This window comes from Citrobacter arsenatis (assembly GCF_004353845.1).
GTDB lineage: Bacteria > Pseudomonadota > Gammaproteobacteria > Enterobacterales > Enterobacteriaceae > Citrobacter > Citrobacter arsenatis.
This window is the reverse complement of the sequence record NZ_CP037864.1, coordinates 3,058,059-3,073,261: the sequence shown is the minus strand read 5'-3', so window position 1 is coordinate 3,073,261 and position 15,203 is coordinate 3,058,059. Positions and strand designations below refer to the sequence as shown.

13 protein-coding genes are annotated in these 15,203 nt (G+C 52.3%); 9 read left to right on the top strand and 4 right to left on the bottom strand.

The genetic code is table 11. The annotated features are described in order from the left end of the window. Positions 1-3 precede the first annotated feature (3 nt). Together mepM and lpxM are read left to right on the top strand one after the other, a co-directional pair. Positions 4-1,323, top strand: a complete 1,320-nt coding sequence (gene mepM / locus E1B03_RS15975) for a murein DD-endopeptidase MepM (protein ID WP_103771187.1) — start codon at positions 4-6, stop codon at positions 1,321-1,323. Positions 1,324-1,442: 119 nt separating this feature from the next. Continuing rightward, positions 1,443-2,414, top strand: a complete 972-nt coding sequence (gene lpxM, locus E1B03_RS15970) for a lauroyl-Kdo(2)-lipid IV(A) myristoyltransferase (RefSeq protein ID WP_103771186.1) — start codon at positions 1,443-1,445, stop codon at positions 2,412-2,414. 44 nt (positions 2,415-2,458) lie between these two features. Here the strand turns inward: lpxM and pyk are convergent, their stop codons facing one another. Both pyk and E1B03_RS15960 read right to left on the bottom strand, forming a co-directional pair. Further along, positions 2,459-3,901, bottom strand: a complete 1,443-nt coding sequence (gene pyk / locus E1B03_RS15965; RefSeq protein WP_003034890.1) for a pyruvate kinase — start codon at positions 3,899-3,901, stop codon at positions 2,459-2,461. A gap of 118 nt (positions 3,902-4,019) precedes the next feature. After that, on the bottom strand, positions 4,020-4,889 hold the full coding sequence (locus tag E1B03_RS15960) for a MurR/RpiR family transcriptional regulator (protein WP_103771342.1): 870 nt from the start codon (positions 4,887-4,889) through the stop codon (positions 4,020-4,022). A gap of 364 nt (positions 4,890-5,253) precedes the next feature. Here E1B03_RS15960 and zwf point away from each other — a divergent pair, with 364 nt between their 5' ends. The 3 genes from zwf (at position 5,254) to kdgA (ending at position 9,450) form a co-directional block, all read left to right on the top strand. Then, complete coding sequence (zwf, locus tag E1B03_RS15950; RefSeq protein ID WP_103771185.1) at positions 5,254-6,729, top strand: glucose-6-phosphate dehydrogenase; 1,476 nt, start codon at positions 5,254-5,256, stop codon at positions 6,727-6,729. Between the two features lie 233 nt (positions 6,730-6,962). Then, positions 6,963-8,774: a phosphogluconate dehydratase gene (gene edd, locus E1B03_RS15945; protein WP_103771184.1), complete on the top strand. Its 1,812-nt coding sequence runs from the start codon at positions 6,963-6,965 to the stop codon at positions 8,772-8,774. 34 nt (positions 8,775-8,808) lie between these two features. After that, positions 8,809-9,450, top strand: coding sequence for a bifunctional 4-hydroxy-2-oxoglutarate aldolase/2-dehydro-3-deoxy-phosphogluconate aldolase (kdgA, locus tag E1B03_RS15940; protein WP_003034901.1), 642 nt, complete (start codon positions 8,809-8,811; stop codon positions 9,448-9,450). Positions 9,451-9,552: 102 nt separating this feature from the next. Here kdgA and purT read toward each other — a convergent pair whose 3' ends face one another. After that, positions 9,553-10,731 carry a formate-dependent phosphoribosylglycinamide formyltransferase gene (gene purT, locus E1B03_RS15935; RefSeq protein ID WP_133086560.1) on the bottom strand — a complete coding sequence of 393 codons (1,179 nt, stop codon included), beginning with the start codon at positions 10,729-10,731 and terminating at the stop codon, positions 9,553-9,555. 131 nt (positions 10,732-10,862) lie between these two features. Between purT and yebG the strand changes: the two genes are divergently transcribed. From yebG to ptrB, 4 genes are all read left to right on the top strand, one after another. Then, positions 10,863-11,153, top strand: a complete 291-nt coding sequence (yebG, locus tag E1B03_RS15930; RefSeq protein ID WP_133086559.1) for a DNA damage-inducible protein YebG — start codon at positions 10,863-10,865, stop codon at positions 11,151-11,153. A 121-nt stretch (positions 11,154-11,274) separates the two neighbouring features. Further along, complete coding sequence (yebF, locus tag E1B03_RS15925) at positions 11,275-11,628, top strand: protein YebF (protein ID WP_103771181.1); 354 nt, start codon at positions 11,275-11,277, stop codon at positions 11,626-11,628. A 94-nt stretch (positions 11,629-11,722) separates the two neighbouring features. Continuing rightward, a complete protein-coding gene (locus tag E1B03_RS15920) occupies positions 11,723-12,382 on the top strand; it encodes a tellurite resistance TerB family protein (protein ID WP_133086558.1) in 660 nt (219 codons plus the stop codon). 86 nt (positions 12,383-12,468) lie between these two features. After that, positions 12,469-14,523, top strand: coding sequence for an oligopeptidase B (ptrB, locus tag E1B03_RS15915; RefSeq protein WP_207949453.1), 2,055 nt, complete (start codon positions 12,469-12,471; stop codon positions 14,521-14,523). A gap of 2 nt (positions 14,524-14,525) precedes the next feature. Here ptrB and exoX read toward each other — a convergent pair whose 3' ends face one another. Beyond that, positions 14,526-15,188, bottom strand: coding sequence for an exodeoxyribonuclease X (gene exoX / locus E1B03_RS15910; RefSeq protein ID WP_103771179.1), 663 nt, complete (start codon positions 15,186-15,188; stop codon positions 14,526-14,528). Positions 15,189-15,203 lie beyond the last annotated feature (15 nt).

Genomic DNA, 15,203 nt, shown 5'->3' with positions numbered 1-15,203 from the left:
TACGTGCAACAGATAGCCCGCTCTGTCGCTCTGGCATTTAATAATCTGCCGCGACCCCATCGCGTTATGCTGGGGTCGCTTACCGTACTGACATTGGCCGTCGCCGTCTGGCGGCCATATGTTTATCATCCCGATTCTGCACCCATCGTTAAAACTATCGAGCTGGAAAAAAGCGAGATTCGTTCATTGTTGCCTGAGGCCAGCGAACCTATCGATCAGGCCGCTCAGGAAGATGAAGCCATCCCACAGGATGAACTGGATGACAAAACGTCTGGTGAAGCTGGTGTGCATGAATATGTCGTCTCCACGGGCGATACGCTGAGCAGTATTCTGAATCAGTACGGCATCGATATGGGCGATATCAGCCAGCTTGCGGCTTCCGACAAAGAGCTGCGTAACCTGAAAATTGGTCAGCAACTTTCCTGGACCTTAAGCGCGGAAGGTGACTTGCAGCGCCTGACCTGGGAAGTGTCTCGCCGTGAAACCCGTACTTACGATCGCACCGCGACGGGTTTCAAAATGAGCAGCGAAATGCAGCAGGGCGATTGGGTTAACAGCCGAATCAAAGGCACCGTGGGCGGTAGCTTCGTTGCCAGTGCTAAAGATGCCGGGCTGACCAGCTCTGAAATCAGCGCGGTGATTAAGGCCATGCAGTGGCAGATGGATTTCCGCAAACTGAAAAAAGGCGATGAGTTCTCGGTGCTAATGTCTCGCGAAATGCTGGACGGCAAGCGTGAGCAAAGCCAACTGCTGGGCGTGCGTTTGCGTTCTGAAGGCAAAGATTATTACGCCATTCGTGCCGAAGACGGTAAGTTCTATGACCGTAACGGTACCGGGCTGGCGAAAGGCTTCATGCGTTTCCCGACGGCAAAACAGTTCCGAATCTCTTCGAACTTTAATCCACGTCGCCTGAACCCGGTGACTGGACGTGTTGCACCGCACAAAGGTGTCGACTTTGCGATGCCGCAGGGAACACCGGTGTTGTCGGTAGGTGATGGCGAAGTGGTGGTAGCGAAGCGTAGCGGCGCAGCCGGCTACTATGTAGCGGTACGTCATGGTCGAACCTACACCACGCGTTATATGCACCTGCGTAAGCTGTTGGTCAAACCAGGACAAAAAGTGAAACGTGGCGATCGTATCGCGCTGTCAGGCAATACTGGTCGTTCAACGGGTCCGCACCTGCACTACGAAGTATGGATCAACCAGCAGGCTGTTAACCCTCTGACGGCGAAACTGCCGCGTACAGAAGGTCTGACCGGCTCGGATCGCACTGATTACCTGGCGCAGGTGAAAGAAGTTATGCCTCAGTTGCGTTTTGATTAATTAGCACACTGATAAAGCCGGTACGCTATGCGTGCCGGCTTTTTTATTTTGTACGGCGCATCGTGCGCCGCTACACTATCAGCAGATTTACTTTTCGCGGCACCAGACACTGGAAGAGCATGGAAACGAAAAAAAAGAATATTGAGTATATCCCTGAGTTTCACAAATCATTTCGCCATCCGCGCTACTGGGGCGCCTGGCTGGGTGTAGCGGCGATAGCAGGGATTGCGTTAACGCCGGCATCATTTCGCGATCCTATTCTGGCAAAGCTAGGACGACTGGCCGGACGATTGGGCAAAAGCTCCCGTCGCAGAGCGCTGATCAATTTATCCCTGTGTTTTCCTGAACGTAGCGAAGCTCAACGCGAAGCCATTGTCGATGAGATGTATGCCACCGCGCCGCAGGCGATGGTGATGATGGCAGAACTGGCAATACGCGGCCCGGAGAAGATTCAGAACCGTGTTGACTGGCAGGGGCTGGAAATCATCGAAGAGATGCGTCGCAACGATGAAAAGGTGATTTTTCTCGTTCCTCATGGTTGGGGCGTAGATATCCCGGCGATGCTGATGGCTTCCCAGGGACAAAAAATGGCGGCGATGTTCCACAATCAGGGGAATCCAGTATTCGATTATGTCTGGAACACGGTGCGCCGTCGCTTTGGTGGGCGTTTGCATGCGCGTAATGACGGCATCAAACCGTTTATTCAGTCTGTACGTCAGGGATATTGGGGATACTACCTGCCGGATCAGGACCATGGACCTGAGCACAGCGAGTTTGTGGACTTTTTTGCTACCTACAAAGCAACGTTACCGGCGATAGGCCGCCTGATGAAGGTCTGTCACGCCCGTGTGGTACCGCTATTCCCGGTGTATGACGGTAAAACGCACCGTCTGACGATTCAGGTCCGTCCTCCGATGGATGACATCCTGACTGCGGATGACCACACCATTGCCAGACGAATGAACGAAGAGGTGGAAATCTTTGTGGCGCCGCACCTTGAACAATATACCTGGATTCTAAAACTGCTTAAGACGCGTAAACCCGGTGAAATTGAGCCTTATAAGCGCAAAGATCTTTATCCGAAGAAATAAAAAAAAGCCTCTCAAACGAGAGGCTTTTTTACATCAGACGGTCATTACTCGACGGTCAGAATTCGCGTAGTATTGGTTGAGCCAATGGTACTCATCACATCTCCCTGCGTCACAATCACCAGGTCACCGGATACCAGATAACCTTTATCGCGCAGCAGGTTCACTGCTTCATTGGCAGCAACGACGCCATCTGTTTCGCTGTCAAAGTGTACCGGAGTGACGCCACGATACAGAGAAGTCAGATTCAGCGTGCGTTCATGACGAGACATCGCGAAAATTGGCAGACCGGAACTGATACGAGAAGTCATCAGCGCAGTACGACCGGACTCCGTCATTGCGATGATAGCGGTGACCCCTTTCAGGTGGTTAGCGGCATACATCGCTGACATAGCAATCGCTTCTTCAACGTTATCAAACTGCACGTCAAGGCGGTGTTTAGAAACGTTGATGCTCGGGATCTTCTCTGCACCCAGGCAAACGCGAGCCATTGCCGCGACGGTTTCCGCCGGGTACTGACCTGCTGCTGTTTCAGCAGAGAGCATAACGGCATCGGTACCGTCGAGGACGGCGTTCGCTACGTCCATCACTTCCGCACGGGTTGGCATTGGGTTGGTGATCATCGACTCCATCATCTGCGTAGCGGTAATAACCGCACGGTTCAGCTGACGCGCGCGACGAATCAACGCTTTCTGAATACCAACCAGCTCAGGATCGCCAATTTCAACGCCCAGGTCGCCACGTGCGACCATCACCACGTCGGAAGCCAGAATGATGTCATCCATTGCATTCTGGTCGCAGACGGCTTCAGCACGCTCTACCTTGGCGACAATTTTCGCATCGCAACCTGCGTCGCGCGCCAGACGGCGGGCATAGTTCAGGTCTTCGCCGCAGCGCGGGAAGGAGACGGCCAGATAGTCAACGCTGATTTGTGCTGCGGTGATGATGTCTGCTTTGTCTTTTTCGGTCAGGGCTTCAGCAGAAAGGCCGCCGCCCAGTTTGTTGATACCCTTATTATTGGACAACGGGCCACCGACGGTGACTTCGGTGAAGACCTTCATGCCCTGGACTTCCAGCACCTTAAGCTGTACGCGACCGTCGTCGAGCAGCAGGATATCGCCCGGCACGACGTCAGCCGGCAGTCCTTTATAATCGATGCCGACTTTTTCTTTGTCGCCTTCGCCTTTACCGAGGTTGGCGTCTAACAGGAACTTGTCGCCAACGTTAAGAAACACTTTACCTTCTTTAAAGGTCGATACGCGGATTTTAGGTCCCTGCAGGTCACCCAAAATAGCTACATGACGTCCCAGTTTTGCGGCAATTTCACGGACCTTATCCGCCCGCAGTTTGTGATCTTCTGGAGAGCCGTGAGAAAAGTTCATACGTACGACGTTCGCACCCGCAGCGATAATCTTTTCAAGGTTGTTATCGCGGTCAGTTGCCGGGCCTAACGTGGTAACGATTTTGGTTCTGCGAAGCCTTCTGGACATGTAATACTCCGTTGACTGAAACAACTTGGTGTTGCGTGAACATTGATCCGGCCGTTCTCAAACATTAACGGTAAATGAACGACCCGGATGATAAAAGGGTAGAACATTGTTATTGCTTTTAGCGGTCATCACTCTTGATGAGTAATTCTTTATCAAAACGCGATTCCTTGAGCGCTTCCTTGACACGCTTCAAGTTATCTCTAAATTTTGCCCCACGGCGCAAAGTAAATCCTGTAGCCAGCACATCTATCACGGTCAGTTGAGCAAGTCGAGAGACCATGGGCATATAAATGTCAGTATCTTCCGGTACATCGAGGGTAATTGCCAGCGTTGCTTCCCGCGCTAATGGCGTACCGGGAGAGGTGAGGGCGATAACCATGGCATCGTTTTCCCGCGCCAACTGCGCCAGTTCAACCAGACTTTTGGTTCTCCCGGTATGAGAAATAAGCACAATGACGTCATCGTCGCTACAATTCATACAACTCATGCGTTGCAGTACAATATCGTCGGAATAAATTACCGGTACGTTAAAGCGGAAAAATTTATTCATCGCGTCATGCGCTACCGCAGCGGAAGAGCCCAGGCCAAAGAAGGCAATTTTCTTTGCCTGGGTTAACAAATCTACCGCCCGGTTTACCGCCGCGTTATCCAGCGACTGGCGAACGTGGTCGAGGCTTGCCATCGCTGACTCGAAGATTTTCCCCGTGTAAGATTCTACGCTGTCATCCTCATCCACATTGCGATTAACATAAGGGGTGCCATTTGCCAGACTTTGCGCCAGATGCAGTTTAAAATCAGGAAAGCCACGGGTGTCCATGCTGCGACAGAAACGGTTCACCGTTGGCTCGCTGACATTCGCTTCTACTGCAAGTGCGGCGATGCTTGAATGGATTGCCCGCTCGGGAGAGGCAAGAATAATGTCGGCGACTTTACGCTCTGATTTGCTCAACTGTTCCAGTTTTAACTGGATTTTTTCCAGCATATTCATGATGTAGGTAGACTCATGGGTCATGGGCAAAAACGATTTCAGCGATATAGGGAAATCGAGTGGTAACTCTGGTAGATAGTACCCCTGCTAATGCAGCAACGGGGCAAAATGGACAAAATAGTTGTTGTTTTTTTTCATTACATGATCGGAGTCTGGTTTTCATACTTCGTCATGGGTACGAAAAAAGCGACTTTTTTGTCCATTTTGCGGCGCTAAACGGCAATAAAGCGGCTGTTCGCGGTAACAGCACGGCTGGATAAGCGTTTACGGTTTCCGGATTCACGTAAAAGCAGTACAGTGCACTGTAATAAAATTACAACCAGTGTCTGGCAAAAGCACCAGGCACTTAATTGAGGAGAATGACATGGCGGTAACGCAAACAGCCCAGGCATGTGATCTGGTCATTTTCGGCGCGAAGGGCGACCTGGCGCGGCGGAAATTGCTGCCTTCCCTGTATCAACTGGAAAAGGCCGGCCAAATTAACCCGGAAACCCGTATCATTGGGGTCGGGCGTGCCGACTGGGACAAAGCAGCCTATACCAAGGTTGTGCGTGAAGCGCTCGAAACCTTCATGAAAGAAAAAATCGACGAAGGTTTGTGGGAGACCCTCAGCGGTCGTCTGGATTTTTGTAATCTGGATGTCAATGACACCGCTGCGTTTAGCCGTCTGGGCGAAATGCTGGATCAAAAATCACGTACCACTATTAACTATTTCGCGATGCCGCCGAGCACCTTTGGCGCGATCTGCAAAGGTTTGGGTGAAGCAAAGCTGAATGCTAAACCAGCCCGCGTGGTGATGGAGAAACCGCTGGGCACGTCGCTGGCAACATCCCGCGAAATCAACGATCAGGTTGGTGAGTATTTCGAAGAGTGTCAGGTTTACCGTATCGACCACTATCTCGGCAAAGAGACGGTGCTGAACCTGCTGGCACTGCGTTTTGCCAACTCCCTGTTTGTAAATAACTGGGATAATCGCACTATCGATCACGTAGAAATTACCGTGGCGGAAGAAGTGGGCATTGAAGGCCGCTGGGGCTACTTTGACCAGGCCGGTCAAATGCGCGATATGATCCAGAACCACCTGCTGCAAATCCTCTGCATGATCGCGATGTCTCCGCCGTCCGATCTGAGCGCCGACAGCATCCGTGATGAAAAAGTGAAGGTACTGAAATCACTGCGTCGCATCGATCGTTCGAACGTACGTGAAAAAACGGTGCGCGGACAGTACACCGCCGGTTTTGCCCAGGGCAAAAAAGTTCCGGGATACCTGGAAGAAGAAGGCGCGAATAAGAGCAGCAACACGGAAACGTTTGTGGCGATCCGTGTGGATATCGATAACTGGCGCTGGGCCGGCGTTCCTTTCTACCTGCGTACCGGTAAACGCTTACCGACGAAGTGCTCTGAAGTGGTGGTTTACTTCAAAACGCCTGAGCTGAATCTGTTCAGAGAGTCCTGGCAGGATCTGCCACAGAACAAGCTGACCATCCGTTTGCAACCTGATGAAGGTGTTGATATCCAGGTACTGAACAAAGTGCCTGGACTGGATCACAAGCATAACCTGCAAATTACCAAGCTTGATCTGAGCTATTCCGAAACCTTCAACCAGACGCACCTTGCCGACGCCTATGAACGCCTGTTGCTTGAAACAATGCGCGGGATTCAGGCGCTGTTTGTGCGTCGTGATGAAGTTGAAGAGGCATGGAAGTGGGTTGACTCAATTACCGAAGCTTGGGCGATGGATAACGACGCGCCGAAGCCTTATCAGGCAGGGACCTGGGGCCCGGTCGCTTCCGTAGCCATGATTACCCGAGATGGTCGTTCCTGGAACGAATTCGAGTAAAATATCATCTAGCCCCTAGGTGTTATTTTACCGGTAACATGATCTAACACAGATTGTAGAATAATTTTTGCACTTTTAAGCTCCGCGTGGATTCACCCGCGGGGCTTTTTTTATTACACTTCCTGAAACGATTTTGCCCCTGAGCTACGGCTAACAAGCGATTCAGCTATTTTTAACCCAACTGAAACACATTGTTGCCCCAACGCTCTGACAGATAAATTTTAGGAGCCTCTATGAATCCGAATTTGTTACGCGTAACACAACGTATCGTCGAACGTTCTCGTGACACACGTTCCGCCTACCTCGCCCGTATTGAACAAGCGAAATCCACTACCGTTCACCGTTCACAGCTGGCATGCGGTAACCTGGCACATGGTTTTGCTGCGTGTCAGCCGGACGACAAAGCCTCGCTGAAAAGCATGCTGCGTAACAATATCGCGATCATTACCTCCTATAACGACATGCTTTCCGCACATCAGCCGTATGAACACTATCCGGCCATCATTCGTAAAGCACTGCATGAAGCCAATGCAGTTGGCCAGGTTGCTGGCGGTGTGCCAGCTATGTGCGATGGTGTGACGCAGGGACAGGATGGGATGGAGCTTTCCCTACTGAGCCGTGAAGTGATTGCGATGTCGGCGGCAGTAGGCCTTTCCCACAATATGTTCGACGGCGCGTTGTTCCTCGGCGTGTGCGACAAAATTGTCCCGGGCCTGGTGATGGCAGCGCTGTCATTTGGTCATCTGCCTTCAATCTTTATTCCTTCCGGTCCGATGGCGAGCGGTCTGGCGAACAAGGAAAAGGTGCGCATCCGTCAGCTGTATGCTGAAGGCAAAGTCGATCGCATGGCGCTGCTTGAATCCGAAGCGGCGTCTTATCATGCACCGGGTACCTGTACGTTCTACGGCACGGCGAACACCAACCAGATGGTGGTGGAGTTTATGGGGATGCAACTGCCTGGCTCCTCATTCGTGCATCCCGATGCGCCGCTGCGTGAAGCGTTGACCGCGGCAGCAGCCCGTCAGGTAACGCGCCTTACCGGCAACGGCAATGAATGGATGCCGATCGGTAAAATGATCGATGAAAAAGTCGTGGTAAACGGTATTGTCGCGCTGCTGGCGACCGGGGGCTCAACTAACCATACGATGCACCTGGTAGCGATGGCGCGTGCGGCGGGGATTTTGATTAACTGGGATGACTTCTCCGATCTGTCCGATATCGTGCCGCTGATGGCGCGTCTGTACCCGAATGGTCCGGCAGATATTAACCACTTCCAGGCGGCGGGTGGCGTACCGGTGTTAATGCGTGAACTGCTAAACGCGGGTCTGCTGCATGAAGATGTGAACACCGTTGCCGGGTTCGGTTTATCGCGTTACACCATGGAACCCTGGCTCAACGAGGGAGAGCTGGACTGGCGCGAAGGGGCAGCGAAGTCGCTGGACAGCAATGTTATTGCCACCTTTGACCAACCTTTCTCCCATCATGGCGGTACCAAAGTGTTGAGCGGAAACCTCGGCCGGGCAGTGATGAAAACGTCTGCGGTCCCGGTAGAAAATCAGGTGATTGAAGCCCCGGCAGTCGTTTTTGAAAGTCAGCATGATGTTTTACCGGCCTTCGATGCGGGTCTGCTTGACCGGGATTGCGTGGTGGTTGTGCGCCATCAGGGACCAAAAGCGAACGGAATGCCAGAATTACATAAACTCATGCCGCCACTTGGTGTATTATTGGACCGTTGTTTCAAAATTGCGTTAGTTACCGATGGACGACTTTCAGGTGCTTCAGGTAAAGTGCCTTCAGCAATCCATGTAACCCCGGAAGCCTATGATGGCGGGCTGCTGGCAAAAGTACGCGATGGCGACATCATTCGTGTGAATGGACAGACAGGTGAATTGACGCTGCTGGTTGATGAAGAGGAACTGGCCTCTCGTCAGCCTCATATTCCTGACCTCAGCGCATCGCGCGTGGGTACAGGGCGTGAAATGTTCAGCGCGTTGCGTGAAAAACTGTCCGGTGCGGAGCAGGGCGCAACCTGTATCACTTTTTAAGACTTATTTTGTAATCAGGCGAGAGAAAACTCTGATGAAAAACTGGAAGACAAGTGCAGAAGCAATCCTGACCACTGGCCCGGTTGTACCGGTTATCGTGGTTAATAAACTGGAACACGCGGTGCCGATGGCAAAAGCGCTGGTTGCAGGGGGCGTGCGCGTTCTGGAAGTGACCTTACGTACCGCATGTGCGATGGATGCCATTCGCGCGATCGCCAAAGAAGTTCCAGATGCTATCGTTGGCGCAGGTACCGTACTGAACCCACAACAGCTGGCTGAAGTCACCGAAGCCGGTGCGCAGTTTGCTATCAGCCCGGGCCTGACCGAGCCGCTGCTGAAGGCGGCAACCGAAGGTACTATTCCGCTGATCCCAGGTATCAGCACCGTTTCTGAACTGATGCTGGGTATGGACTACGGTTTGAAAGAGTTTAAATTCTTCCCGGCGGAAGCGAATGGCGGTACTAAAGCGCTGCAGGCGATTGCGGGTCCGTTCTCTCAGGTCCGTTTCTGCCCAACCGGCGGTATCTCTCCGGCGAACTACCGTGATTACCTGGCACTGAAAAGCGTGCTGTGCATCGGTGGATCCTGGCTGGTTCCGGCAGATGCGCTGGAAGCAGGTGATTACGATCGCATTACTAAGCTGGCTCGTGAAGCAGTAGAAGGCGCGAAGCAGTAAGCTGTTATGTGTAAACCGTAGGCCCGATAAGACGCGTCAGCGCCAAGATCGGGTTTTGCCGGATATGGCATCAGTGCCTTATCCGGCCTACGGCTCTGGTTTTTATCCTGCGACTTTTACCTGCGCGGCCGCGTTTTTCGCGCGTGTCACCGCGTCCTCAATACTTTGCCCGGTAGTCAGCACAACGCCCAGGCGACGGCTCCCATCGATTTCCGGCTTGCCGAATAATCTAACTTGCATACCTGCACCCACAGCGGCCTGCACGTTATCAAACGTGACATTCTGGCTCGTAAGCTGCGGCAGGATAACAGCGGAAGCGGAGGGTCCATACTGGCGGATTGCGCCAATAGGCAGACCGAGAAATGCGCGTACATGCAGGGCAAACTCGGACATATCCTGTGAAATCAAGGTCACCATACCCGTGTCATGAGGGCGAGGGGAGACTTCGCTGAAAATTACCTCATCACCGCAAACAAACAGCTCGACGCCAAACAGTCCATGCCCGCCAAGTGCCAACACCACCTTACGGGCAATCTCCTGCGCACGTACCAGCGCCAGTTCACTCATCTGCTGCGGCTGCCAGGATTCGCGATAATCGCCATCCTCCTGACGATGCCCTACCGGCGCGCAGAAATGTACGCCATCAACGGCGCTGACGGTAAGCAGGGTGATTTCAAAATCAAAATTCACTACGCCTTCGACGATAACGCGCCCGGCACCGGCACGGCCTCCCTGCTGAGCATAGTCCCAGGCCTCGGTGAGCCGATCGGCGGAACGAATAAAGCTCTGTCCTTTACCGGAGGAACTCATTACCGGTTTCACAATGCAGGGATAGCCGATTTCGGCGACGGCCTCACGAAAACGGGTTTCGCTGTCAGCAAAGCGGTAAGAAGATGTCGGCAGAGACAATTCTTCGGCGGCGAGTCGACGGATCCCCTCACGGTTCATGGTCAGTTGCGTCGCCCTGGCACATGGCACAACACGCTGACCATCTTGTTCCAGTTTTACCAGCATATCCGTGGCAATCGCTTCTATTTCCGGCACGATGTAATCTGGTTTTTCACGCTCGACGAGCTGGCGTAATGCCTCGCCATCGAGCATGTTAATTACGTATGAGCGATGGGCAACATGCATGGCTGGCGCGTCGGGGTAACGATCCACGGCAATGACTTCCACCCCCAGGCGTTGGCATTCAATCGCCACCTCTTTACCCAGTTCTCCTGAACCTAATAGCATCACTCGCGTTGCTGCGGGACGCAGCGCTGTGCCTAATAACGTCATAAATTAATCCCCTGTTTTATCTGGGCGCAGTATATACGAAAACGTTTGCGTCTGTCTTTATTACCAGGTTGATTTTGAAGTGCAAAAAGAATATACTGTACATAAATACAGGTAATTTAAGAGGCTGCAAAATGGCGGTTGAAGTTAAATACGTAGTCATTCGGGAAGGTGAGGAAAAAATGTCGTTTACCAGCAAAAAGGAAGCCGATGCGTATGACAAAATGCTTGATACAGCAGATTTGCTCGACACATGGCTCGAGCAGTCGCCGGTAGCGCTCGAAGACGAGCAGCGTGAAGCACTTTCCCTGTGGCTGGCTGAGCAAAAAGATGTGCTGAGCGCCATTCTGAAAAACGGCAAGTTACCCTCGCCACAGGTGGTCGAAAACGACGCGAACGCTGAGGACGATACTCAGGCTGCCTGAAACGACTTGCGCTCCTGACGTTTTGTACCATGCTTTTCCCTGAATCATTGTGCAATCCCTGACGTCATTTCATGTTGCTACCGGCAACCTGAAGGACGAAGGGGAGATTAAGGAGAAAAGAATGTATAAAAAAAGAGCGTTATTGAGCCTGCTGTTGTTGTCTGCCAGCGTATCTGTATTTGCGGCGAATATGGAAAGCAAGAGTGTTCAGTTTCCCAAGTGCGAAGGGCTGGATGCTGACGGTATTGCCGCGAGCGTGAAACGTGATTATCAACAAAACCGCATCGCACGCTGGGCTGACGATCAAAAACGCGTCGGGCAAGCCGACCCTGTCGCCTGGGTTAATACACCCGATATTACAGGCAAAGACGGTAAATGGTCAGTTCCCCTGACGGTTCGCGGTAAAAGCGCAGATATTCACTACCAGGTAAAAGTCGACTGCAAAGCCGGAACGGCGGAGTATCAGCCGCAGTAACGAAGGTATTTGCACATCTTTTGATGACCTGAACACTTCCTGACATCCCCTCGGGTACGCTTTGATGATTATTCGTCTGTACTTGAGGGGCAAAATGGCTAACTGGCTAAATCAACTACAATCTCTTCTTGGGCAAAAAGGATCCTCCGCGTCATCTTCTGGCGAGCAAGGGCTGAGTAAACTTCTGGTTCCAGGCGCGTTAGGCGGTCTGGCGGGATTACTGGTTGCCAACAAATCTTCACGTAAATTACTGAGTAAATATGGCACCAGCGCGCTTCTGGTTGGCGGTGGGGCGGTTGCCGGTACCGTGTTATGGAACAAATACAAGGATAAGGTTCGCGCTGCGCATCAGGGTGAGCCGCAGTTCGGCGCACAAAGCTCACCGTTGGATGAGCGAACTGAACGTCTGATCCTGGCGCTGGTTTTTGCGGCGAAAAGCGATGGTCATATTGATGCCAAAGAACGTACAGTCATTGAGCAGCAGCTCCGCGAAGCGGGCGTTGAAGAGCAGGGTCGCGTTCTGATTGAGCGCGCCATCGAACAACCGCTAGATCCTCAACGCCTGGCACAAGGTATCCGCAACGAAGAAGAAGCGCTGGAAATTTACTTCCTGAGCTGTGCGGCAATTGATATTGACCACTTTATGGAGCGTAGCTATCTGAACGCGCTGGGCGATGCGTTGAAGATCCCACAGGATGTTCGTGAAGGCATTGAACAGGATCTCAAAGAACAAAAACAGGCTTTACCAGGTTAATTACTTACCGCTAAGGCGCATGTTTCGCTTGCATCATTGCTGTCTTTTGCCACCCTTATAGGATGATTAAGCAAAAGAACAATGACATGCTACCAAAAGCTTCTCGTATTCCCCACGCCATGACGCAGCATGGCGATACTCGTGTTGATAATTATTACTGGCTGCGAGATGACACCCGCTCGCAGCCAGAAGTACTGGATTATCTGCAACAAGAAAATGCGTATGGCCGCCAGGTCATGGCCTCGCAACAGGCCTTGCAGGATCGCGTCCTGAAAGAAATTATTGACCGAATCCCACCTCAGGACGCTTCCGCCCCCTATGTGAAGAATGGTTACCGCTACCGTCATATTTATGAACCGGGGTGCGAATATGCCATTTATCAGCGTCAGTCTGCCTTCTGTGAAGAATGGGATGAATGGGACACGCTGCTGGATGGTAACCAGCGCGCGGCCCACAGTGAGTTTTATACGCTGGGTGGGCTGGCGATATCACCGGATAACACCATTATGGCGCTGGCGGAAGATTATCTGTCTCGTCGGCAATATGGCGTGCGTTTTCGTAATCTGCAAAGCGGCAACTGGTATCCGGAAGTGCTGGAAAACGTTGAAGCGGATCTGGTCTGGGCGAATGACTCACAGACCTTTTATTACGTGCGTAAGCATGCAACGACGCTGCTCCCGTACCAGGTTTGGCGGCATACAGTCGGTTCGCCATCGTCAATGGATGAGCTGGTGTATGAAGAATCCGATGATATGTTTTATGTCAGCCTACATAAAACCACCTCGTTGCATTATGTGGTTATTCATATCGCCAGCGCGACCACCAGCGAGGTTTTGCTGCTTGATGCAGAACTGGCAGATGCCGAGCCGTTGGTCTTTTTAGCGCGGCGCAAAGACCATGAATACAGCCTCGACCACTATCAGCATACGTTTTATCTGCGCTCCAACCGTCAGGGTAAAAATTTTGGTTTGTACCGTACCCGTGTGCGTGATGAACAAGCCTGGGAGACGCTGATCCCGCCGCGCGAAAGCGTCATGCTGGAGGGCTTTACGCTGTTCACCGACTGGTTGGTGGTGGAAGAGCGTCAGCGGGGCTTAACCAGTCTGCGACAGATTAATCGTAAAACGCATGAAGTGGTTGGTATCGCTTTTGACGATCCGGCGTATGTGACCTGGCTTGCCTATAACCCAGAGCCGGAGACATCGCGCCTGCGCTATGGCTATTCCTCCATGACCACGCCAGACACGTTGTTTGAACTGGATATGGACACCGGTGAGCGTCGTGTCCTCAAGCAGACGGAGGTTCCCGGATTTGATGCGGCGAATTATCGTAGCGAGCACGTATGGATCACCGCGCGCGATGGTACCGAGGTTCCGGTTTCGCTGGTTTATCACCAAAAGTATTTTCTGAAAGGAAAAAATCCGTTACTGGTTTATGGCTATGGTTCGTATGGCGCCAGTATGGACGCCGATTTCAGCAGCAGCCGCTTGAGTCTACTGGATCGTGGCTTTGTTTATGCCATTGCCCATGTGCGTGGCGGCGGTGAGTTAGGGCAGCAGTGGTACGAAGACGGTAAGTTTCTGCTCAAGAAAAATACCTTCAATGATTATCTCGACGTCTGTGACGCGCTGCTACAAATGGGTTATGGTGCGCCTGAGTTATGTTATGGCATGGGAGGAAGCGCCGGAGGAATGCTGATGGGAGTTGCCATTAATGAGCGCCCGGAACTCTTTCATGGTGTGATTGCCCAGGTGCCGTTTGTCGATGTAGTCACCACGATGCTGGATGAGTCAATTCCCTTAACGACCGGCGAGTTTGAAGAGTGGGGTAATCCACAGGACGAAGCGTATTACACCTATATGAAAAGCTACAGTCCGTATGACAATGTTACAGCTCAGGCTTATCCGCATCTGCTGGTCACGACGGGATTACACGACTCCCAGGTGCAATACTGGGAGCCAGCAAAATGGGTGGCAAAACTGCGTGAGCTGAAAACGGACGATCGTCTGCTGTTACTCTGCACGGATATGGATTCCGGGCACGGCGGGAAATCCGGGCGTTTCAAATCTTACGAAGGCGTGGCCCTGGAATACGCGTTTTTGATAGGACTGGCGCAGGGAACACTGCCAGGACAGGCGTAAACTCAGGCGTTATCCAGATAGTGTTTCAGCGTTAAGCGCAGCTCCGGGCTCATACTGTCGAGGTTATTAAATAACCAGCGCAGATAGCCCGGATCGCGTTCAGCCACTTCTGATACCGGTTTTCCGCGGTACTTACCAAAAGTGAAAGTAGTGAGTAACGTTGGACGGCCGGTAATATCGACCATTTGTTCTGCTGTCCACCCTGACGTCTGCATGATGTCGATCAGCAGTGCCGCAGTGATGTAGCAGTCGTACAGGGCGCGGTGATGATGTAGGCCTGCCGGTGTCTGGACGCTCAGCTTGCGCGATTTATACAGCGCCATATTGCTGTATTTGATCCCCGGCCACAAACGACGGGAGAGCTTCATTGTGCAAATCCACTCCCCGGGCATCTCGGGTAATACACGGCGGTCAAAACTGGCATTGTGCGCCACGTACCACTCGCTGCCGTAGTATTGCGGGATGACATCTTCAATCCACGGCTTATCGGCCACCATTGCTTCAGTAATGCGATGGATTGCCATCGCCTGAGGGCTGATGGGACGGTCAGGACGCACCAGGTGACTCATGGGATTGACTATTTTCCCGTCAACCACATCGACAGAAGCAATCTCAACAATGCCTCCCTGCAGACCACAGGTTTCTGTATCTATAATGCGCAACATGCCATGCTCCTGACC